The organism is Microbacterium sp. GXF7504, assembly GCF_054798235.1.
The window spans coordinates 478,538-498,824 of sequence record NZ_JBSJZI010000002.1 but is presented as its reverse complement, the minus strand read 5'-3'; the positions used below and the strand labels follow the sequence as shown (position 1 = coordinate 498,824).

20 protein-coding genes are annotated in these 20,287 nt (G+C 70.2%); 12 read left to right on the top strand and 8 right to left on the bottom strand.

The window, feature by feature from the left end; all coding sequences use genetic code 11:
• Window positions 1-35: 35 nt before the first annotated feature.
• The 7 genes from whiA to ACWAUO_RS06455 all read left to right on the top strand — a co-directional run bounded on the left by whiA (window position 36) and on the right by ACWAUO_RS06455 (window position 5,596).
• A complete protein-coding gene (gene whiA, locus ACWAUO_RS06485; RefSeq protein WP_460774037.1) occupies window positions 36-1,013 on the top strand; it encodes a DNA-binding protein WhiA in 978 nt (325 codons plus the stop codon).
• A 111-nt stretch (window positions 1,014-1,124) separates the two neighbouring features.
• On the top strand, window positions 1,125-1,751 hold the full coding sequence (locus ACWAUO_RS06480; protein ID WP_460774035.1) for a superoxide dismutase: 627 nt from the start codon (window positions 1,125-1,127) through the stop codon (window positions 1,749-1,751).
• 125 nt (window positions 1,752-1,876) lie between these two features.
• Entirely contained in the window at window positions 1,877-2,881 is a 1,005-nt protein-coding gene (gap, locus tag ACWAUO_RS06475; RefSeq protein ID WP_460774034.1) for a type I glyceraldehyde-3-phosphate dehydrogenase, read from the top strand.
• Between the two features lie 9 nt (window positions 2,882-2,890).
• Window positions 2,891-4,105, top strand: coding sequence for a phosphoglycerate kinase (locus ACWAUO_RS06470; protein ID WP_460774033.1), 1,215 nt, complete (start codon window positions 2,891-2,893; stop codon window positions 4,103-4,105).
• Window positions 4,096-4,884 carry a triose-phosphate isomerase gene (gene tpiA / locus ACWAUO_RS06465; RefSeq protein ID WP_460774031.1) on the top strand — a complete coding sequence of 263 codons (789 nt, stop codon included), beginning with the start codon at window positions 4,096-4,098 and terminating at the stop codon, window positions 4,882-4,884. Before ACWAUO_RS06470 ends, tpiA begins: the two co-directional genes overlap by 10 nt.
• 103 nt (window positions 4,885-4,987) lie before the next feature.
• Window positions 4,988-5,239, top strand: a complete 252-nt coding sequence (gene secG, locus ACWAUO_RS06460; protein WP_460774030.1) for a preprotein translocase subunit SecG — start codon at window positions 4,988-4,990, stop codon at window positions 5,237-5,239.
• 3 nt (window positions 5,240-5,242) lie between these two features.
• A complete protein-coding gene (locus ACWAUO_RS06455) occupies window positions 5,243-5,596 on the top strand; it encodes an RNA polymerase-binding protein RbpA (protein WP_460774028.1) in 354 nt (117 codons plus the stop codon).
• 63 nt (window positions 5,597-5,659) lie between these two features.
• Here the strand turns inward: ACWAUO_RS06455 and pgl are convergent, their stop codons facing one another.
• From pgl to tkt, 6 genes are read right to left on the bottom strand one after another with little or no spacing between them, the layout of a single operon-like run.
• Complete coding sequence (pgl, locus tag ACWAUO_RS06450; RefSeq protein WP_460774027.1) at window positions 5,660-6,442, bottom strand: 6-phosphogluconolactonase; 783 nt, start codon at window positions 6,440-6,442, stop codon at window positions 5,660-5,662.
• Between the two features lie 13 nt (window positions 6,443-6,455).
• Window positions 6,456-7,385, bottom strand: coding sequence for a glucose-6-phosphate dehydrogenase assembly protein OpcA (locus ACWAUO_RS06445; RefSeq protein WP_460774026.1), 930 nt, complete (start codon window positions 7,383-7,385; stop codon window positions 6,456-6,458).
• Window positions 7,382-8,932 (bottom strand): glucose-6-phosphate dehydrogenase, encoded by a 1,551-nt coding sequence (gene zwf / locus ACWAUO_RS06440; RefSeq protein WP_460774025.1) that lies wholly within the window; start codon window positions 8,930-8,932, stop codon window positions 7,382-7,384. Before zwf ends, ACWAUO_RS06445 begins: the two co-directional genes overlap by 4 nt.
• A gap of 12 nt (window positions 8,933-8,944) precedes the next feature.
• Window positions 8,945-10,567 carry a glucose-6-phosphate isomerase gene (locus tag ACWAUO_RS06435; RefSeq protein ID WP_460774023.1) on the bottom strand — a complete coding sequence of 541 codons (1,623 nt, stop codon included), beginning with the start codon at window positions 10,565-10,567 and terminating at the stop codon, window positions 8,945-8,947.
• Window positions 10,564-11,670 (bottom strand): transaldolase, encoded by a 1,107-nt coding sequence (gene tal / locus ACWAUO_RS06430; RefSeq protein WP_460774021.1) that lies wholly within the window; start codon window positions 11,668-11,670, stop codon window positions 10,564-10,566. The genes ACWAUO_RS06435 and tal overlap by 4 nt, the downstream gene beginning before the upstream one ends.
• Window positions 11,667-13,763, bottom strand: coding sequence for a transketolase (gene tkt / locus ACWAUO_RS06425; protein ID WP_460774019.1), 2,097 nt, complete (start codon window positions 13,761-13,763; stop codon window positions 11,667-11,669). Before tkt ends, tal begins: the two co-directional genes overlap by 4 nt.
• A 189-nt stretch (window positions 13,764-13,952) precedes the next feature.
• Here tkt and ACWAUO_RS06420 point away from each other — a divergent pair, with 189 nt between their 5' ends.
• Window positions 13,953-14,876, top strand: coding sequence for a heme o synthase (locus ACWAUO_RS06420; RefSeq protein ID WP_460774018.1), 924 nt, complete (start codon window positions 13,953-13,955; stop codon window positions 14,874-14,876).
• A 69-nt stretch (window positions 14,877-14,945) separates the two neighbouring features.
• On the opposite strand, the gene ACWAUO_RS06415 is transcribed toward ACWAUO_RS06420, so the two are convergent.
• Both ACWAUO_RS06415 and ACWAUO_RS06410 read right to left on the bottom strand, forming a co-directional pair.
• Entirely contained in the window at window positions 14,946-15,314 is a 369-nt protein-coding gene (locus tag ACWAUO_RS06415; RefSeq protein ID WP_460774017.1) for a dinucleotide-utilizing enzyme, read from the bottom strand.
• Between the two features lie 87 nt (window positions 15,315-15,401).
• The gene (locus ACWAUO_RS06410) at window positions 15,402-16,358 is read right to left on the bottom strand and encodes a COX15/CtaA family protein (protein WP_460774015.1); all 957 of its coding nucleotides are present in this window, start codon (window positions 16,356-16,358) and stop codon (window positions 15,402-15,404) included.
• 242 nt (window positions 16,359-16,600) lie between these two features.
• On the opposite strand from ACWAUO_RS06410, the gene sufB reads away from it, so the two are divergent.
• From sufB to sufC, 4 genes are read left to right on the top strand one after another with little or no spacing between them, the layout of a single operon-like run.
• Window positions 16,601-18,019 carry a Fe-S cluster assembly protein SufB gene (sufB, locus tag ACWAUO_RS06405; RefSeq protein WP_460774014.1) on the top strand — a complete coding sequence of 473 codons (1,419 nt, stop codon included), beginning with the start codon at window positions 16,601-16,603 and terminating at the stop codon, window positions 18,017-18,019.
• Window positions 18,019-19,191 (top strand): Fe-S cluster assembly protein SufD, encoded by a 1,173-nt coding sequence (gene sufD / locus ACWAUO_RS06400; protein WP_460774012.1) that lies wholly within the window; start codon window positions 18,019-18,021, stop codon window positions 19,189-19,191. Before sufB ends, sufD begins: the two co-directional genes overlap by 1 nt.
• Window positions 19,188-19,514: a non-heme iron oxygenase ferredoxin subunit gene (locus ACWAUO_RS06395; protein WP_460774009.1), complete on the top strand. Its 327-nt coding sequence runs from the start codon at window positions 19,188-19,190 to the stop codon at window positions 19,512-19,514. Before sufD ends, ACWAUO_RS06395 begins: the two co-directional genes overlap by 4 nt.
• Complete coding sequence (gene sufC / locus ACWAUO_RS06390) at window positions 19,515-20,285, top strand: Fe-S cluster assembly ATPase SufC (protein WP_460774008.1); 771 nt, start codon at window positions 19,515-19,517, stop codon at window positions 20,283-20,285.
• The last annotated feature ends 2 nt before the right edge of the window (window positions 20,286-20,287 follow it).

Genomic DNA, 20,287 nt, shown 5'->3' with positions numbered 1-20,287 from the left:
ACGTCGTTCCCTTCCCCCCTGAACCGAGGAGTACCGTGCCACTGACCGCCGATGTGAAGGCCGAATTGATCACGGTCCGCGACCCGCGACCCACCGCGCGGATCGCGGAGTTGACCGCGATCCTCCGCTTCGCCGGCGGCCTGCACAACATCGCGGGACGTGTCGCGGTCGAGGCGGAGGTGGACTCCGAGCAGCTGGCGCGCCGCGTCGGCCGCGAGCTCGTGGAGCTCTACGGCGTGCGGCCCGAACTCGCCCGCGTGCAGGGCTCGGCCGGTCGGGCCGGCGACCATGTCGCCGTCCGCGTCATCGACGGCGGCGAGACCCTGGCCCGACAGACCGGCCTGCTCGACCAGCGCCGCCGCCCCGTGCGCGGCCTGCCCAACCGCCTGACCACGGGCGGACGGCCCGACCTCGCCGCCGTGTGGCGCGGCGCGTTCCTCGCCGGCGGGTCGCTCACCGAGCCGGGCCGCTCCGCCGCGCTGGAGATCGCCTGCCCGACCGGCGAGGCCGCCATGGCGCTCGTCGGCGCCGCCCACCGCATCGGCATCGCGGCCAAAGCCCGCGAGGTCCGCGGCGTCCCGCGGGTCGTGGTCCGCGAGGGCGAGGCCATCCGCGCGACCCTCTACGAGATGGGCGCCCGCCGCGCCTCCGAGGAATGGGACCAGATGCGCCAGCGCCGCGAGGTGCGCGCCGGTGTCAACCGACTCGTGAACTTCGACGACGCCAACCTCCGCCGCTCCGCACAGGCCGCCGTCGCCGCCTGCGCGCGCGTCGAGCGGGCACTGGAGATCCTCGGCGACACGGTGCCCGACCACCTGCGTCAGGCGGGCGAGCTGCGACTCGCGCACCGCGACGCGAGCCTGGACGAGCTCGGCCACCACGCGGAGCCGCCGCTGACCAAGGACGCCGTCGCCGGCCGCATCCGTCGCCTGCTCGCCATGGCCGACAAGAAGGCCGCCGCCGAGGGCCTGCCGGGCACCGAGGCCGCCGTCCCGCAGTCCGCCGAGGACTGACGCCAGGGGCGGAATCAAGCCCCGCACCGCGCCGCCACCTCTCACTAGGATGAACACGTCACCCTCGCCACGCCGGGGTCTCCGGCGTGGCGCCGACAGGAAGAAGAGGACATGGCGAAGTACACGCTGCCCGAACTCGGTTACGACTACGCGGCGCTCGAGCCGCACATCAGCGCGACCATCATGGAGCTTCACCACTCGAAGCACCACCAGGCCTACGTCACGGGCGCGAACACCGCGCTCGAGCAGCTGGCCGAGGCCCGCGAGAGCGGCAACCTCGCGAACGTGAACAAGCTCGAGAAGGACCTGTCGTTCAACCTCGGCGGTCACACGAACCACTCGATCTTCTGGACGAACCTGTCCCCGAACGGCGGCGACAAGCCGACCGGCGACCTCGAGGCCGCGATCGACGACCAGTTCGGCTCGTTCGACAAGTTCCAGGCCCACTTCACCGCCGCCGCGCTCGGCGTCCAGGGCTCGGGCTGGGCGGGGCTCTTCTACGACTCGATCGGCGAGAACCTCATCATCCAGCAGATGTTCGACCAGCAGTCGCAGATCGCCGCCGGCACCGTGCCGCTGCTGCTCCTGGACGTCTGGGAGCACGCGTACTACCTCGACTACAAGAACGTCCGCGCGGACTACGTGAAGGCGTTCTGGAACATCGCGAACTGGGAGAACGTGCAGACGCGCTTCGCCACGGCCCGCGAGAAGTCCTCGGGTCTGCTGGTAGTGTCCTAACCGGGTGAGGATGCCTCGGGGCCCTCGCTCTTCTGCGGGGGCTCCGGCATCCCACCTTTCCTTTGAAACCGCATGCCGTGACCCCATCGAGCGAGCCGCGGCGCGACGAGAAAACGGGAGACACCGTGTCTGTCAAGATCGGCATCAACGGCTTCGGCCGTATCGGGCGCAACTACCTGCGCGCAGCTCTTGCCCAGGGAGCTGACCTGGACATCGTGGCGGTGAACGACCTCACCGACAACAAGACCCTCGCCCACCTGCTGAAGTACGACTCGGTCACCGGCCGACTCGCCGAAGAGGTCACCTACGACGAGGACTCGATCACCGTCGGCGGCCGCACCATCAAGGTGCTCGCCGAGCGCGACCCCGCCAACCTCCCCTGGGGCGAGCTGGGCGTCGACATCGTCATCGAGTCGACCGGCCGCTTCACCAAGGCCGAGGACGCGAAGAAGCACATCGCCGCCGGCGCCAAGAAGGTGCTCATCTCCGCCCCCGCGACCGGTGACGACGTCACCATCGTCATGGGCGTCAACGAGGGCGACTACAACCCCGAGACCGACGTGATCATCTCGAACGCGTCCTGCACCACCAACTGCCTCGCCCCGCTCGCCAAGGTCTTCAACGACAACTTCGGCATCGAGAAGGGCCTCATGACGACGGTCCACGCCTACACCGCGGACCAGAACCTGCAGGACGGCCCGCACAGCGACCTGCGTCGTGCGCGCGCCGCCGCGATCAACATCGTCCCCACCTCCACCGGTGCCGCCAAGGCCATCGGCCTGGTGCTGCCGGAGCTCAAGGGCAAGCTCGACGGCTTCGCGCTCCGCGTCCCGATCCCCACCGGCTCGATCACCGACCTGACGGTCGAGGCCTCCCGCGAGGTCACCGTCGAGGAGATCAAGGCCGCCTACAAGGCCGCCGCCGAGGGTGAGCTCAAGGGCATCCTCAAGTACACCGAGGACGAGATCGTCTCCAGCGACATCGTCACCGACCCGCACTCGTCGATCTTCGACGCGGGCCTGCTGCGCGTCATCGGCAACCAGGTCAAGCTCTCCAGCTGGTACGACAACGAGTGGGGCTACTCCAACCGTCTCGTCGACCTCACCGAGTACGTGGCCGAGCGCCTCTAAGCGATCACCATGGCACTGCGCACCCTCGATTCGCTGGGTTCGCTCGCCGGCAAGCGCGTCATCGTCCGTGCTGACCTGAACGTCCCCCTCAAGGACCAGGTCATCACGGACGATGGTCGCGTCCGGGCGACGCTTCCGACCCTCAACGCCCTGATCAACCAGGGCGCCCGCGTCATCGTGACCTCCCACCTCGGGCGGCCCGACGGCGCACCCAACCCGGCCTACAGCCTCGCCCCGGTCGCGCAGCGGCTGTCGGAGCTCCTCGGCAAGCCGGTCGCGTTCGCACGCGACACCGTCGGGGAGTCCGCGCACGAGGCGGTCGCCGCGCTCGGCGACGGCGACGTCGCGGTCATCGAGAACCTCCGGTTCAACCCGGGGGAGACCTCGAAGGACGAGGACGAGCGCCGGGCGTTCGCGGCGCAGCTCGCCGAACTCGGCGACGTGCTCGTCTCCGACGGCTTCGGGGTCGTGCACCGCAAGCAGGCGAGCGTCTACGAGCTCGCCGAGATCCTGCCCTCCGCGGCGGGGCTGCTCATCGCAGCGGAGCTCGACGTGCTCGACCGCCTCACCGAGAACCCGGAGCGGCCGTACGCGGTCGTGCTCGGCGGCTCCAAGGTGAGCGACAAGCTCGGTGTCATCGCGCACCTGCTGCCCCGGGTCGACAAGATCCTGGTGGGCGGCGGGATGCTGTTCACCTTCCTTGCCGCAAAGGGGTACAAGGTCGGGTCGAGCCTGCTCGAGCAGGACCAGATCGATACCGTCACCGGCTACATGAAGGAGGCGGAGGAGCGGGGCGTCGAGCTCGTGCTGCCCGTCGACGCCGTCATGGCGTCGTCGTTCTCCGCCGACGCCGACCACGTCGTGGCCCCGGCCGACGCGCTCGAGGACACGCCGTTCGGCGCCTCGGGCATGGGCCTGGACATCGGCCCGCGCACCGCCGAGCTGTTCGCCGAGGTCGTGCGCACCAGCCGGACGGTCTTCTGGAACGGGCCCATGGGCGTGTTCGAGATGGCCGCCTTCGCCGCCGGCACCAAGGCCGTCGCGCAGGCGCTGACCGAGGTCGATGGGCTCTCCGTCGTCGGTGGCGGCGACTCCGCCGCGGCCGTGCGCCAGCTCGGCTTCCGCGACGACGCCTTCGGTCACATCTCGACCGGCGGTGGCGCCAGCCTCGAGTTCCTCGAGGGCAAGAAGCTCCCCGGACTGGAGGTCCTCGGATGGCAGTGACCCGTACCCCGCTCATCGCGGGCAACTGGAAGATGAACCTGGACCACCTCCAGGCCGTCGCCCTGGTGCAGAAACTGCACTGGACGCTCAAGGACGCCAAGCACGAGGACGGCTCGGTCGAGGTCGCGGTGTTCCCGCCCTTCACCGACCTGCGCACCGTGCAGACGCTCATCGACGCGGACAAGATCCCTTTCGCCCTCGGCGCGCAGGACCTGTCCACGCACGACTCGGGCGCCTACACCGGTGAGATCTCTGGTGCGTTCCTGTCGAAGCTCGACTGCGCCTACGTCATCATCGGGCACTCCGAGCGGCGCGAGTACCACGCCGAGGACGACGACGTCGTCGCGGCGAAGGTGAAGGCCGCGCTCAAGCACGGTCTGGTCCCGGTGATCTGCGTCGGTGAGACGGCGGAGGACCTCGAGACCCACGGCGCTTCGGCGGTGCCGGCGGGACAGCTCGAGCGCGCCCTCGCCGGCGTCGCCGCGGACGCGGACATCGTCGTCGCCTACGAGCCGGTCTGGGCGATCGGCTCGGGTCAGGCCGCGACCCCCGAGCAGGCGCAGGAGGTGTGCGCCAAGCTCCGCGAGGTGGTGGCGCAGGCGATGGGCGCGGACGCCGCGGCCCGTACCCGCATCCTCTACGGCGGCTCGGTGAAGTCGACGAACATCGCGAGCTTCATGCGCGAGCCCGACGTCGACGGCGCGCTCGTCGGCGGTGCGAGCCTCGTGGCCGACGAGTTCGCCGCGATCATCCGCTACCAGAAGCACGTCGGCGTGTGATTCCGCGGCGGCCGGAGGCGAGTCGCCTTCGGCCGCCGTGCACGCGCCGGTATAGTTGTACTCCGTGCGATCCGCCGGGTCGCCGTGAAAGGTTGTCACGACAGTGCAGATCCTCGAGTTCGTGCTCCAGGTGCTCCTCGGCATCACGAGCCTGCTGCTGACCCTTCTTATCCTGCTGCACAAGGGCCGCGGTGGCGGTCTGTCCGACATGTTCGGCGGCGGGATGAGCTCGACGCTCGGTTCGTCCGGGCTCGCCGAGCGCAACCTCAACCGGTTCACGGTCGTGCTCGCGCTCGTGTGGTTCGTCTCGATCGTGGCCCTCGGCCTCATCACGAAGTTCTCTGGATTGGTGTAACGCATGGCTACCGGAGGAAATGCGATCCGCGGCACCCGCGTCGGTGCCGGCCCCATGGGCGAACAGGACCACGGCTTCCACGCCGACCGCATCGCGGTGTCCTACTGGGACGCGCTCGGCAACGAGACCGTCCGCTACTTCGCCGCGGGCATCCCCGAGGACGAGATCCCCGAGGTCATCGACTCGCCCCACTCGGGCCTGCCCGCAGGCCGCGACAAGGACAACCCGCCCCAGGTCGCCCGCACCGAGCCCTACAAGACGCACCTCGCGTACGTGAAGGAGCGCCGCTCGGACGAGGAGGCGGAGCAGCTCCTCGAGGAGGCGCTGCAGAAGCTGCGCGAGCGACGCGGCCTGTAACACCCGCAGACATCGAAGAGGGGCGGATGCCGACCGGCATCCGCCCCTCTTCGCATGCGCCGCTCAGTAGTCGGCGTCGATGAGCTCCGGCGGCACCTTCGCGGCCGCCGCCTCGTCGGTGAAGAAGACGGTGCGCTTGCGCCCCTTCGCCCCCGCGACGGGAACGCTCTGGTAGCTCGCGCCGGCGAGGGCGAGCCCTAGCGCAGACGCCTTGTCGTCGCCCGCGAGCACGAGCCAGACCCGCTTGGACGAGTTGATCACCGGGCGCGTCATCGTGACCCGCTCCGGCGGCGGCTTGGGGGAGTCGCGGACCGGCAGCACGGCGCGGTCGACCACCTGGATCTCCGGCCGGTCCGGGAAGAGCGACGCGATGTGCCCGTCCGGGCCGACGCCGAGGAAGCAGACGTCGAACGACGGCCACGCACCGACCGCGGGGTCTGCGAATGCGGCGAGCTCCGCCTCGTACCGCTCGGCCGCGGCATCCAGGTCGAGGCCGTCGTCGCTGGCGGGCATGCTGTGCACGTTGGCGGCCGGGACCCCGACCGGGTCGAACAGCGCCGCGAACGCGGGCAGGTCGTTGCGGTCGACGTGCCCGCGCGGCACGAACCGCTCGTCGCTCCACCAGAAGTGGACGAGCGACCAGTCGATCTCGGCCACGCGGGGGAGCGCAGCGGCTGCCGAGAGCACTCGGGCGCCCATCGACCCGCCGGTCAGCGAGACGTGTGCGAGCTTTCCCACGGCGGTGCGCTTGACGACGCGGCTGAGCAGGCGTGACGCCACGGCCTTCGCGACGGCGTCGGGATCGGCGCGGACGACGACCCGCTTCTCTGCGGTGACTTCGGGCACTGTCTCTCCTCGCTCAGGCCGTTTCCAGCAGGCCGGTTCCCTCGGTGATCACCCGACCATACAGGAGGTCCGGGTCGAGCCTGCGCAGCTCCTCCGCCAGGCACTCGCGCAGCGAGCGCCGCGGGAACGAGAGCTCGTGCGAGGGCTGTTCGGGCTGGGTGAGCACGGCCACACCGGGTTCGGGGCGCTCGAGCAGGATGTCGCCGCCGCTGCGCTGAAGACGCACCGACTTGATGCCGCTCGCCCACTCCTGCTCGTCGAGGTAGCGCCAGCTGACGGGCACACCGAGCTGCAGGCGCAGCCACGCGGCGAGGAGCGGCGTGGAGGGGGAGTCGCTGCCGCCGAGCACCTCCGCGCCGGTGACGGGCTCGTACGGCGGCTGGTCGAGGACGGCCGCGAGCTGCTCGCGCCAGCGGGTGAGCCTGGTCCAGGCGAGGTCGGTGTCTCCCGGGGCGTACTTCGCACCGAGTGCCGCGACCCAGGCGTGGGGGTCGGGCTGCGTGCCGGCATCCGTGATCCGGCGCTGGGCGATGCGGCCGATCGCCGACTTCGACGGGACGGGCGGGGTGTCCGCGGGCCACCAGGCGACCACGGGCGCGTCCGGCAGGAGGAGGCCCGTCACGAGGCTCTCGGAGTTCGACCCGGCGGGGCCGTAGGCGTGGAGCAGCACGACCTCGCTGGCGCCGGCGTCGCCGCCGACGCGGATCTGCGCGTCGAGGCGCGGCTGCGCGTCCGGGTCCTTCTCCATCAGCACGATGACTCGCATGGGGTGCTCGCGCGACGCGTCGTTGGCGGCCTCGATGGCCTCCTCGTCGACGCCGTGGTGGCTGATGATGATGAGGGTCAGCACACGGCCGAGCGCGACGGCGCCGCCCTCCTCGCGGACGCTGACGAGCGCCTTCGAGATCTTGCTGACGTTGGTGTCGGGAAGGTCGATGATCACGGGCGTCTCCAGGTTCGTCCGTCACGGGCCAAGAGTTCGTCGGCGGAGGGAGGGCCCCAGGAGCCGGGCGAGTACTGCTCGAGGGGCCCGCCTTGGGCCTCCCAGTACCGCTCGATCGGGTCGAGGATCTTCCAGCTCAGCTCGACCTCCTCGTGCCGGGGGAACAGCGGCGGGTCGCCGAGGAGCACGTCGAGGATGAGCCGTTCGTAGGCCTCCGGGCTCGCCTCCGTGAACGCGTGGCCGTAGCCGAAGTCCATCGTGACGTCGCGCACCTGCGTGCCCGCGCCCGGGACCTTCGAACCGAAGCGGATCGTGACGCCCTCGTCGGGCTGCACGCGGATGACGAGCGCGTTCTGCCCGAGCCCGGTGGTCTGGCTGCGGCTGAAGAGGTGCTCCGGGGCGCGCTTGAAGACGACCGCGATCTCGGTGACGCGTCGGCCCAGCCGCTTGCCGGTGCGCAGGTAGAACGGCACCCCGGCCCAGCGGCGGTTGTTGATCTCGAGCTTGATCGCGGCGAAGGTCTCGGTCGTGGACTGGGGGGCCATGCCGTCCTCGTCGAGGAAGGCGGTCACCTGCTCGCCGCCCTGCCATCCGCCCGCGTACTGACCGCGGGCGGTGGCGTGCGCGAGGTCCTCGGGCAGCGTGACGGCGGCGAGCACCTTCTCCTTCTCCGCGCGGAGCTGCGTCGCGTCGAACGAGATCGGCTCCTCCATCGCCGTGAGCGCGAGCAACTGGAGCAAGTGGTTCTGGATGACGTCGCGCGCGGCGCCGATGCCGTCGTAGTATCCGGCGCGACCGCCGACACCGATGTCCTCGGCCATCGTGATCTGCACGTGGTCGACGTAGTTCCGGTTCCAGATGGGCTCGTACAGCTCGTTCGCGAAGCGCAGCGCCAGGATGTTCTGGACCGTCTCCTTCCCGAGGTAGTGGTCGATCCGGAAGATGGAGTCGGCCGGGAAGGCGATCTCCAGCGCGTCGTTGAGCTCGCGGGCCGACTCGAGGTCATGGCCGAACGGCTTCTCGATGACGACGCGGCGCCACGGGTCGAGCCCGAGCGACCGGTCGTCGACGAGGCCGGACTCCTTGAGCTGCTTCGCGACGACGGGGAACGCCTTCGGCGGGATCGACAGGTAGAACGCGTGGTTGCCCATCGTGCCCCGCTCCACGTCGAGGCGCTCGACGGTCTCGCGGAGGCGCCGGAACGCCTCGGGGTCGTCGAACTCACCCTGCACGAACCGGATGCCCTGCAGCAGCTGCTGCCAGGTCTCCTCTCGGAACTCGGTGCGGGCGTGCTGCTTGACCGCCTCGTACACGACCTGCGCGAAGTCCTCGTCCGCCCAGTCGCGGCGGGCGAAACCGACCAGGCCGAAGCCCGGGGGCAGCAGACCCCGGTTGGCGAGGTCGTAGACGGCGGGCATCAGCTTCTTGCGCGACAGGTCGCCGGTGACGCCGAAGATCACGAGGGCGCTGGGCCCGGCGATCCGGTTGAGGCGGTGGTCATCGGGGTCGCGCAGCGGATTGTGCGTGCGCGAGATATCCGCGGTCATGCGGTGTAACTCCTACTGGGCGGCTTCGAACAGCGCGAGGACGTCGGGCTGCGGGTCGGTGAGGGTGATCGTCACCACGGGACGACCGAGGTCGGCGAGGACGGCGGCGTCGCCCGCGGCCTGCGCCGCGATGAGCTCGCCGAAGGTGAACGGCCTGCCGGGGATCTCGACGTCGACGTCGGTGGTCTCCAGGATCTGGAGGTACACACCGGTGGACGGGCCGCCCTTGTGGAACTGCCCGGTCGAGTGGAGGAACCGCGGTCCCCAGCCGAAGGTGGTGGGTCGTCCGGAGTCGGCGGCGACGAGCTCCCGGAGACCGGCGAGCTGTGCCAACGAGGTGCGGTCGACGTACGCCTGGATCGCCACGTACCCGTCGGCGGGCAGCAGCGCCCACAGCGCGTCGAGGACGCCGGCGACCGTGCCGGCGGCGGCGAGCCCCGGCACGGAGGTGCGCACTTCGACACCCTCGGCGGTGAACGCCGGCGCGGTGGGGGCGGGCCGGTCCTCCAGGAGACGCCGGGTGGCCGCCTTGGCGGACTCGACGTCCGGCTGGTCGAACGGGTTGATACCCAGCATCCGTCCCGCGATCGCCGTGGCGTACTCCCACACGACGAACTGCGCGCCGAGCGAGCCCGAGACCAGGATCTCGCCGTCGTGCTGCTCCGCGAAGAGGTGGTCGTGGCGCGCGTCGTCCACGAAGCGGACGACGCGCAGGTCGGCCGGGCGGGCCTCGAGTTCGGGGGAGACCGGCAGCATCACGACGGGCAGGATGCCGGTGCCGTCCTTCCCGGTCGATTCGGCGATGAGCTGCTCGATCCAGTCCGGCAGCCCCTCGATGTGGGTGCCGTCGCTGACGAGCGCGAGCTTGTCGGGGCGCGGGTCGCCGCCGGCGATGGCCGCGGCGAGACGGAGCGCCGGGTTGCGGTGGTCGTCGATCGCCACCTCGAGGAGGGTCGCCTCAGCCTCGTCGAGGAGCTCGGCGATGTCGGCCCCGGCGAGGCCCGCGGGGACGAGGCCGAACGCCGTGAGGGCGGAGAAGCGCCCGCCGACGGTGGGGTCGGCGGAGAAGACGGTGTAGCCGTCGGCGCGCGCCGACCGCTCGAGCGGTGAGCCCGGGTCGGTGACGACGACGATGCGTTCCGCCGGGTCGATGCCGAGGTCGCGGAAGGCGGCCTCGAAAGCACGCCGGGCGGCGTCGGTCTCGACGGTGGAACCGCTCTTCGAGGAGACCACGAGGGCGGTCTGCGCGAGGCCGCCAGACTCGGCGTCGCCGTCGAGCGCCGAGAGGACCTGACCGGGAGCGGTGGAGTCGAGGATGACGAGCGGGACACCCGCCGTGCGCGCGATGACCTCGGGCGCGAGCGAGGAGCCGCCCATGCCCGCGAGGACCACGCGGGTGACGCCCTTCGCGCGGAGCGCGTCGCGCAGGGCGAGGATCTCGGGGACGAGTGGACGCGACACCGAGACGGCGTCGACCCATCCGAGACGGGCCGAGGCCTCGGCCTCGGCGGCAGGACCCCACAGCGAGGCGTCCTGAGCGGTGATCCCGGAGGCGACGAGGTCGTCCACCAGGCCCGGCAGGGCCTGCGCGGCCACGTCGGAGACGCGGCCGCGCAGGCGCAGGTCGAATGTCATCGAGCCTGCTCCAGGGCACCCTTCACGGTGTCCTGGAGTTCGTGCCAGGACACGATGAACTTCTCGACGCCCTCGTCCTCCAGCACCTGGGTGACGTCGGCGAAGTCGACGCCCACCGCGGCGAGGCGGGCGAACACGTCGTGCGCGTCCGCGTAGTTGCCGGTGACGGTGTCGCCGGTGACCACGGCGTGGTCGAAGGTGGCCTCGAGGGTCTTCTCCGGCATCGTGTTGACGGTGCCGGGCGCGACCAGCTCGGTCACGTAGAGCGTGTCGGGCAGGGCCGGGTCCTTGACGCCGGTCGACGCCCAGAGCGGACGCTGCACGTTCGCCCCGCCCTCGACCAACGCCTTGGCGCGGTCGGTGCCGAACTCGCGCTCGAACAGCTCGTACGCCAGGCGGGCGTTCGCGACGCCGGCCTTGGACAGGAGCGCGGTGGCGTCGTCGGTGCCGATGGCCTTGAGACGCTTGTCGACCTCGGTGTCCACACGGGACACGAAGAACGACGCCACCGAGTGGATGGTCGACACGTCGATGCCGGCGTCGCGCGCCTTCTCGACGCCCGCGAGGTACGCCTCGATGACCTCGGCGTAGCGCTCGAGGGAGAAGATCAGCGTGACGTTGACGCTGATGCCGGCGCCGATCACCTCGGTGATGGCGGGGAGGCCCGCCTTGGTCGCCGGGATCTTGATCAGCGCGTTCGGCCGGTCGACCTTCGCCCAGAGCTTCTTCGCCTCCGCCACGGTCGCGGCGGTGTCGTGCGCGAGGTCGGGGGAGACCTCGATGGACACGCGGCCGTCGACGCCGTTCGTCGCGTCGAAGACGGGACGGAAGATGTCGGAGGCGGCCTGCACGTCGTCGGTCGTGATCTCGAAGATGGCGCGGTCGACGTCGGCGCCGTCGGCGGCGAGCACCGACACCTGCTCGGCGTAGGACTCGCCCTTCGACAGGGCCCCGGCGAAGATCGTCGGGTTCGTGGTGACGCCCGTGACGTCGCGCTCGGCGATCAGCGACCGGAGGTTCCCCGTGGTGATGCGCTCACGCGACAGGTCGTCCAGCCAGATGCTGACGCCTGCGGCGGCGAGCTGTGCGGTGGGGGTGCTCATGCGTTCTCCTTGATGGTTTCCCGCGCCGCCTCGACGACGGCTTCGGCGGTGATGCCGAACTTCTGGAAGAGGGTCTTGTAGTCGGCCGAGGCACCGAAGTGCTCGATCGAGACCGAGCGACCGGTGTCGCCGACGATGCCGCGCCAGGACAGGGCGGTGCCGGCCTCCACCGAGACGCGCGCCTTGACCGAGGAGGGCAGCACCTGCTCGCGGTAGGCCTCGTCCTGCTCGGCGAACCACTCGAGCGAGGGCGCCGAGACGACGCGGGCGTTGACGCCCTCCGCGCGCAGCTGCTCGCGCGCCTCGACGGCGAGCTGGACCTCGGAACCGGTCGCGATGAGGATCACGTCGGGCGTGCCGCCGGGTGCTTCGGCCAGCACGTAGGCGCCCTTGGCGGTGAGCGCCGCGGAGGCGAACACCTCGCCCGAGGCCTCGCCCTCGCCGCGCTCGAACGTCGGGACGTTCTGACGGGTGAGCGCGATGCCGGCGGGGCCGCCGTGGCGGCGCAGCATCTCGTACCACGCGTACGCGGTCTCGTTCGCGTCGGCCGGGCGCACCAGCGTGAAGTTGGGGATGGCGCGGAGCGTCGCGACCTGCTCGATGGGCTGGTGGGTCGGCCCGTCCTCGCCGAGGGCGATGGAGTCGTGGGTCCACACGAAGATCGTGGGGATGTCCATGAGGGCGGCCAGACGCACCGGCGGGCGCATGTAGTCGCTGAAGATGAGGAACGTGCCGCCGAACGGACGGGTCGGGCCGTGCAGCACGATGCCGTTCAGGATGGACCCCATCGCGTGCTCGCGGATGCCGAAGTGCAGCACCCGCCCGTAGGGCGAACCGCTCCACTCGTGCGTCGACCACTCCTCGGGGATGAAGGAGGGCGCGCCCTTGATCGTGGTGAGGTTCGACTCGGCGAGGTCGGCCGAACCACCCCAGAGCTCGGGGAGCTCGGCGGCGAGGGCGTTGATGACCTGGCCGGATGCGGCACGGGTGGAGACGTCCTTGCCGGGGGCGAAGGTCGGCAGCGCCTGCTCCAGGTCCGCCGGCAGCTCGCGGGCGAGCAGACGGTCCAGCAGCGCCTTGCGCTCCGGGTTCGCCGCGGCCCACGCGTCGAACGACTCCTGCCAGGCGGCCTTCTCGGCCGCGGCGCGGTCGGCCAGCGCGCGGGTGTGCGCGATGACGTCGTCGGCGACCTCGAAGCTCTGCTCCGGGTCGAAGCCCAAGACCTTCTTGGTGGCGGCGAGCTCGTCGGCGCCGAGCGCGGAGCCGTGGATCTTGCCGGTGTTCTGCTTGCCGGGGGCCGGCCAGCCGATGATGGTCTTCAGGATGATGAGCGACGGCTTGTCGGTCTCGCCCTTGGCGGCCTCGATCGCGGCGTACAGCTCGGCGACGTCCTCGACGTACTCGCCCGTCTTCTTCCAGTCCACGGTGAGGACCTGCCAGCCGTAGGACTCGTAGCGCTTCGCGACGTCCTCGGTGAAGGCGACGTTGGTGTCGTCCTCGATCGAGATCTGGTTGGAGTCGTAGATCACGACGAGGTTGCCCAGCTGCTGGTGGCCGGCGAGCGACGACGCCTCGCTGGTCACGCCCTCCTCGAGGTCTCCGTCGGAGGCGATGACGTACACGAAGTGGTCGAACGGCGAGGTGCCGGGAGCAGCCTCGGGATCGAACAGCCCGCGCTCGTAGCGGGCCGCGTACGCGAAGCCCACCGAGGACGCCAGGCCCTGGCCCAGCGGGCCGGTCGTGATCTCGACGCCCTTCGTGTGACCGTACTCGGGGTGACCCGGGGTCAGCGAGCCCCAGGTGCGCAGCGACTTCAGGTCGTCGAGCTCGAGGCCGAAGCCGCCGAGGTACAGCTGCACGTACTGCGTCAGCGAGGAGTGACCCGCGGACAGGATGAACCGGTCACGGCCCAGCCAGTCGGTGTCGGTCGGGTCGTGTCGCAGCACCCGCTGATAGAGCAGGTACGCGGCGGGGGCCAGGCTCATCGCCGTGCCCGGGTGGCCGTTGCCCACCTTCTCGACAGCATCCGCCGCCAGCACGCGTGCGGTGTCCACCGCGCGCCGATCGATCTCTTCCCACAGCAAATCGGTCACCGGACCGCCTTTCCAGAACAGAGGTGCGCCCGACGAAGTCCGTCCGCGGACCACGTTCGCTGTGGGGCAGTCGGCGCCAGGCGCGCGTGGTCTCAGCATAGCGAAGCCGCACCCCGCCGCGGGCGGGGGTTGCGGAACCCGTGACGTAGAATGAAGCATCCGAAGACAACGCGCGTGAATGCGGGGGAGATGGACATCACGACCACGGGGACCGTCGATCCGCAGACCCGTCCCTCCTTCGGGCGGACGCTGCGGGCCTACGTCGCGCTGACGAAGCCGCGAGTCATGGAGTTGCTGCTGGTCACGACCGTGCCGGTCATGATCCTCGCGCAGGGCGGGCTGCCGAACCTCTGGTTGGTGCTCGCGACGGTCGTCGGCGGCGCCATGAGCGCCGGATCCGCCGCCGCGTTCAACATGTACCTCGACCGCGACATCGACGCGCAGATGCACCGCACCGAGAACCGCCCGCTGGTGACCGGGGAGGTCACCCCGCGTGCCGCGCTCGTGTTCGCGTGGACGCTCGCGGTCGTCTCGACGGTGTGGCTGCTGGTGTTCACCAACTGGGTCGCCGCATCCCTGTCCGCGGCCGCCATCTTCTTCTACGTCGTCATCTACACGATGCTGCTCAAGCGCCGCACCGAGCAGAACATCGTGTGGGGCGGGATCGCCGGGTGCTTCCCGGTCGTCATCGGCTGGAGCGCCGTGACCGGCACCCTCTCATGGGCGGCCGCGATCCTCTTCGTGCTCGTGTTCCTGTGGACGCCGCCGCACTACTGGCCGCTGTCGATGAAGTACAAGGACGACTACGAGGACGTCGACGTCCCGATGCTCGGCGCCACCCGCGACAGTTCGCAGGTCGGCTTGCAGGTGATCCTGTACGCCTGGGCGACTGTCGCGTGCTCGCTGCTGCTCATCCCGGTCGCGCCGATGGGCCTGGTCTACTCGGTGTCCGCGGTGGTCTTCGGCGGCTGGTTCATCGTGGAATCCCACGTGCTCTACAACCGGTCGGTGCGCGGCGGCGCGCCCCGCCCGATGCGGGTCTTCCACGCATCCATCTCGTACCTGACGCTGCTGTTCCTCGCGATCGCGGTCGACCCGCTGCTGCCGTTCTGATCCGCGCCCGGACACGGGAACGCCCCGGGACCCAGGGTCCCGGGGCGTCGTCGTCTCGTGCGGGAGCCGTCAGCGGGTGACGGCCTCCTCCTCGGCGGCCGGCGTGGGCTCGGCGCCCTCGGGCTGGAAGTCGTCGTCGTCGGCCCAGGCGATCGCCTCGACGACCTCGACGGGCTGCGCGACGAACGAACGCGCCACCGCGAGTGCGAGGGCGGCGACGAGGCCGACGAGCCCCGCGCCGACGAAGGCGGCGGCGAAGACGGTCCAGGCCTGACCGGCGTACACCTCGACGCCCGTCGCGGTGCCGTCCAGCAGCGTCTCGGTCATGAGCCCGAGCCGGTCGACGGTGAGCCAGACGCCGAAGGCGATGCTGGCCAGCGAGCCGACGAGCAGGATCCAGAACGGGACGCTGCGGGTCAGTCGGGGTGTGGTGTTCATGCGGTGGTCACTCCTCGGATGCGCGGCAACGGTTGCCGCGGCTTCCGACACCCTTCCGGGTGTGACCGCACGGATGCGATGCGCCGCCTATGCGTCGGCTGAGCGCGCCGGTGCCTTGAGCGACAGGACGACCGCCGTCATGGCGGCGACGAGCAGCATCGAGAGCACCATGTGGATGTTCACCAGCACGATCGGCAGGCCGGTCCGTGCCTGCCACAGCCCCACGCCGATCTGCACGAGTTCCACGAGCAGGAGCAGCGCGGTCCACAGTCGCAGGCGAGTCACGTCGGGGCGAAGCCGCAGCGCGGCGAACACGAGCACGAGCGTCAGCGCGAACGTGGCGTACGCGGGCCACGAGTGGACGTGCTGCATGAACTCGGAGTCGAGTCCGTTGCGCGCCGCACCGCCGTCGCCGGCGTGCGGGCCCGACCCGGTCACGAGGATGCCGACGACGACCGTGATCGCGACGAACAGGGTGGTGACGTGCGTCGTGATCGCGAACCAGCGCGGGACGGCCCGCGTCCGCGGCCCGGGCACGGCGTAGACCCGATGGACGAGCGCCGCGGCGAACGCGACGAGCACGGCCGACGCCAGGAAGTGCAGACCGACGACGTAGGGGTTGAGGTTCGTGAGGACCGTGATGCCGCCGATGACCGCCTGCAACGGCACGTAGAGGCCGATGAGCAGGGCGAGCCAGAACAGCTCGGGGCGGGTGTGCCGCATCCGGACCACGAGGAGGAAGGTGACGATCGCGACGACGACGAGCACGAACGTGAGCAGCCGGTTGCCGAACTCGATCGCGCCGTGGATGCCCATCTCGGGGGTCGCCACGAACGACTCCTCCGTGCACCGCGGCCAGGTCGAGCAGCCGAGACCGGACCCGGTGAGCCGTACGAGACCGCCGGTGCCCACGATCCCGATCTGGACCACGAGGGTCGCCCAGGCCGCGGCGATCACGCGCCGGTCCACGGTCGTCGGCAGCCGGTCGACGAACCGCCGCCACAGTCCGGGACGGGTGGGCGCGGGCGACGTGTCGACGGACATGGCGTGTTCTCCTGGTGCCGCGACGACGCGCGGCGGCCTCCGCGGCCCCGGGGCCGGAGGGAAACCTGTAGAATCGAGGGGTTCGGGATGCGGCGCTGACGCGCGGCGCACCAACATTCTAGGCGGCTCTTCCGCCGATGTATCCGGGCCTGGAAACGGCAATCCCTCGCACGAACTCCCGTGCGGGGCACGGAATGCCGGAACGGATGACACCGTTGGGTCCTTTGAGGAGAGTGACAACCATGTCCGATGTGCTGATCGATCGTCCCGAGCTCGAGGGGCTCGGCGTCTACGAGTTCGGGTGGCACGACCCGGACGCCGCGGGGGCCAGCGCCAAGCGCGGCCTCTCGGAGGCCGTCGTGCGCGACATCTCCGCGCTCAAGGCCGAACCCGAATGGATGCTGAAGACCCGTCTGAAGGGCTACCAGCTGTTCGGCAAGAAGCCGATGCCGACGTGGGGTGCCGACCTCTCCGACATCGACTTCGAGAACATCAAGTACTTCGTCCGCTCCACCGAGAAGCAGGCGCAGTCGTGGGAGGACCTCCCCGAGGACATCCGCAACACGTACGAGAAGCTCGGCATCCCCGAGGCCGAGCGCGCACGCCTGGTCGCCGGCGTCGCCGCCCAGTACGAGTCCGAGGTCGTCTACCACCAGATCCAGGAGGACCTGGAGCGGCAGGGCGTCATCTTCATGGACACCGACACCGCGCTGCGGGAGCACCCCGAGTTCTTCGAGGAGTACTTCGGCACCGTGATCCCGGCCGGCGACAACAAGTTCGCCGCGCTGAACACGGCGGTGTGGTCGGGCGGTTCCTTCGTCTACGTGCCGAAGGGCGTGCACGTGGACATCCCGCTGCAGGCGTACTTCCGCATCAACACCGAGAACATGGGCCAGTTCGAGCGGACGCTGATCATCGCCGACGAGGGCTCCTACGTGCACTACATCGAGGGCTGCACGGCGCCGATCTACAAGTCGGACTCGCTGCACTCGGCCGTGGTCGAGATCATCGTGAAGAAGAACGCCCGCGTGCGCTACACGACGATCCAGAACTGGTCGAACAACGTCTACAACCTCGTCACCAAGCGCGCCGTGGCGCACGAGGGCGCGACGATGGAGTGGGTCGACGGCAACATCGGCTCGAAGGTCACCATGAAGTACCCGTCCATCTACCTGATGGGCGAGCACGCCAAGGGCGAGACCCTCTCGGTCGCCTTCGCGGGTCCCGGTCAGCACCAGGATGCCGGCGCGAAGATGATCCACATGGCCCCGTACACGCAGTCCTCGATCGTCTCGAAGTCGATCGCGCGCGGCGGCGGCCGTGCCGGCTACCGCGGCGAGGTGCGGGTGGACGCGAACGCGCACCACTCCGCCAACACGGTGCGGTGCGACGCGCTCCTGGTCGACACGCAGTCGCGGTCGGACACGTACCCCGCGATCGACATCCGCGTGGACGACGTGCAGCTCGGTCACGAGGCGACCGTGTCGAAGGTCAGCGAGGAGCAGCTCTTCTACCTGATGAGCCGCGGTCTGCCGGAGGACGAGGCGATGGCCATGATCGTCCGCGGCTTCATCGAGCCGATCGCCCGCGAGCTCCCGATGGAATACGCACTCGAACTGAACAAGCTCATCGAGATGGGCATGGAAGGATCCGTCGGCTGATGTCCGCCGCTACCGCAGCCCCCGCCGCCGAGGCGAAGGGGCACATCGACCCTGCCGCCTCCTTCGTGCCGGTGCAGACGCGCTCCGAGCGCCCCCGCTCCTACGAGCCGGACGCCTTCGGCGCGCCCACCGGCCGAGAGGTGAACTGGAAGCTCACCCCGCTCGACCGCATCCAGGACCTCGTGACGGACCGCCCGGGCGACGAGGGCGCCGTCGGCATCACCGTGACCGGTCCCGTCGCCGCGGCGTCGCTCGCCGTCGGCACCGCGCCGCGCGGTGAGGTGTTCGTCCCGGAGGACGTCACCGCCGCCGTCGCCTGGCAGCGTGCGGCCGAGGCGCTGTACGTGCGGATCCCGGCGGGGGAGGAGTTCGACGAGGTCGTCCTCGTCGACCTGCGCGGGGCCGGTGCCGCCCTCGTGGCGCACGCCCACCTGGTGATCGAGGCCGGCGCGAACTCCCGGGCCACCGTCGTGCTGCGGCACGCGGGCAGCGCCCGGTTCGCCGAGAACGTCGAGATCATCGTCCGCGACGGCGCATCCCTCACGCTGGTCAGCGTGCAGGAGTGGGACGACGACGCGGTCCACCTGTCCGCGCACCAGGCGCGGGTCGACCGCGACGCGTCGCTGCGGCACATCGTCGTCAGCTTCGGCGGCGGCATCGTCCGGGTGAACCCGAACGTGGAACTCGCCGGCAACGGGTCCGAGGGCGAGCTGTACGGCCTCGCGTTCTCGGACGCGGGCCAGCACCTGGAGAGCCAGGTCTACCTGTTCCACAAGGGCGCCTCGACCCGAGGTGACGTGCTCTACAAGGGCGCGCTGCAGGGCGCCTCCGCCCGCACCGTCTGGATCGGCGACGTGCTCATCGGACCGGACGCGACCGGCACCGACTCCTACGAGGCGAACCGCAACCTCGTGCTCACCGAGGGTGCCCGCGCCGACTCCATCCCGAACCTCGAGATCGAGACCGGCGACATCGTCGGCGCCGGCCACGCCAGCGCCACCGGCCGGTTCGACGACGAGCAGCTCTTCTACCTGCAGGCCCGCGGGATCCCCGCCGACGAGGCGCGCCGCCTCGTCGTGCTCGGCTTCCTGATGGAGATCGTGCAGAAGATCGGCGTCGACGAGATCGAGGAGCGTCTCGTCGCCCGGATCGAGGAGGAACTCGCCCGATGACCGCCTCCCGCGTCTGCGCCCTCAGCGAGCTCGTCCAGGACGAGGCCCGCCGCGTCGAGGTCGACGGCGTCCCGATCTCCGTCGTGCTCGATTCGAACGGCGAGGTGCACGCCATCGGCGACACCTGCACGCACGGCGACATCTCGCTGGCCGACGGATTCGTCGACGGCGACACGCTGGAATGCTGGGCGCACGGCTCGGCGTTCTCCCTGCGGACCGGCCGACCCCTGAACCTCCCCGCGTACGAGCCCGTCCCCGTCTACGAAGTCGTCATCGACGGCGACGACGTGCTCATCGATCCCACCCTCACGAAGGAAGTCTGAATGTCTGTTCTCGAGATCCGCGATCTGCACGTCACGGTCGAGACCGAGGAGGGCACCACGCCCATCCTGAACGGTCTGGACCTCACCGTGCGCACCGGCGAGACGCACGCCATCATGGGCCCGAACGGCTCCGGCAAGTCGACGCTCGCGTACACGATCGCCGGGCACCCCAAGTACACCGTCACCGGCGGCAGCATCACCTTCGACGGCGAGGACGTCCTGGAGATGAGCGTCGACGAGCGCGCCCGCGCGGGCCTGTTCCTCGCCATGCAGTACCCGGTGGAGATCCCCGGCGTCACCGTGACGAACTTCCTGCGCACCGCGAAGACCGCCATCGACGGCGAGGCCCCCGCCATCCGCACCTGGACCAAGGACGTCAAGGGCGCGATGAAGAACCTGCGCATGGACCCGAAGTTCGCGCAGCGCAACGTCAACGAGGGCTTCTCCGGCGGCGAGAAAAAGCGCCACGAGATCCTCCAGCTCGAGCTGCTCAAGCCGAAGCTGGCCGTGCTCGACGAGACCGACTCCGGCCTCGACGTGGACGCCCTCAAGATCGTCTCGGAGGGTGTGAACCGCGCCAAGGAGCAGACCGACCTCGGCGTGCTCCTCATCACCCACTACACCCGCATCCTCCGCTACATCCGTCCCGACTACGTGCACGTCATGGTCAAGGGCCGGATCGTCGAGGAGGGCGGCCCCGAGCTCGCGGACCAGCTCGAGAACGAGGGATACGACCGCTTCCTCGACCCCGACGCCGTCATCGAGGCGTAGGC

What these genes read in the sequence shown, in the direction of transcription:
- ACWAUO_RS06480 (WP_460774035.1), top strand. Translation starts at nt 1,125, where the DNA reads ATGGCGAAGTACACGCTGCCCGAACTCGGTTACGACTACGCGGCGCTC.
- ACWAUO_RS06470 (WP_460774033.1), top strand. Translation starts at nt 2,891, where the DNA reads ATGGCACTGCGCACCCTCGATTCGCTGGGTTCGCTCGCCGGCAAGCGC.
- tpiA (WP_460774031.1), top strand. Translation starts at nt 4,096, where the DNA reads ATGGCAGTGACCCGTACCCCGCTCATCGCGGGCAACTGGAAGATGAAC.
- ACWAUO_RS06455 (WP_460774028.1), top strand. Translation starts at nt 5,243, where the DNA reads ATGGCTACCGGAGGAAATGCGATCCGCGGCACCCGCGTCGGTGCCGGC.
- zwf (WP_460774025.1), bottom strand. Translation starts at nt 8,932, where the DNA reads ATGACCGCGGATATCTCGCGCACGCACAATCCGCTGCGCGACCCCGAT.
- ACWAUO_RS06435 (WP_460774023.1), bottom strand. Translation starts at nt 10,567, where the DNA reads ATGACATTCGACCTGCGCCTGCGCGGCCGCGTCTCCGACGTGGCCGCG.
- tal (WP_460774021.1), bottom strand. Translation starts at nt 11,670, where the DNA reads ATGAGCACCCCCACCGCACAGCTCGCCGCCGCAGGCGTCAGCATCTGG.
- ACWAUO_RS06420 (WP_460774018.1), top strand. Translation starts at nt 13,953, where the DNA reads ATGGACATCACGACCACGGGGACCGTCGATCCGCAGACCCGTCCCTCC.
- ACWAUO_RS06415 (WP_460774017.1), bottom strand. Translation starts at nt 15,314, where the DNA reads ATGAACACCACACCCCGACTGACCCGCAGCGTCCCGTTCTGGATCCTG.
- ACWAUO_RS06410 (WP_460774015.1), bottom strand. Translation starts at nt 16,358, where the DNA reads ATGTCCGTCGACACGTCGCCCGCGCCCACCCGTCCCGGACTGTGGCGG.
- sufB (WP_460774014.1), top strand. Translation starts at nt 16,601, where the DNA reads ATGTCCGATGTGCTGATCGATCGTCCCGAGCTCGAGGGGCTCGGCGTC.
- sufD (WP_460774012.1), top strand. Translation starts at nt 18,019, where the DNA reads ATGTCCGCCGCTACCGCAGCCCCCGCCGCCGAGGCGAAGGGGCACATC.
- ACWAUO_RS06395 (WP_460774009.1), top strand. Translation starts at nt 19,188, where the DNA reads ATGACCGCCTCCCGCGTCTGCGCCCTCAGCGAGCTCGTCCAGGACGAG.
- sufC (WP_460774008.1), top strand. Translation starts at nt 19,515, where the DNA reads ATGTCTGTTCTCGAGATCCGCGATCTGCACGTCACGGTCGAGACCGAG.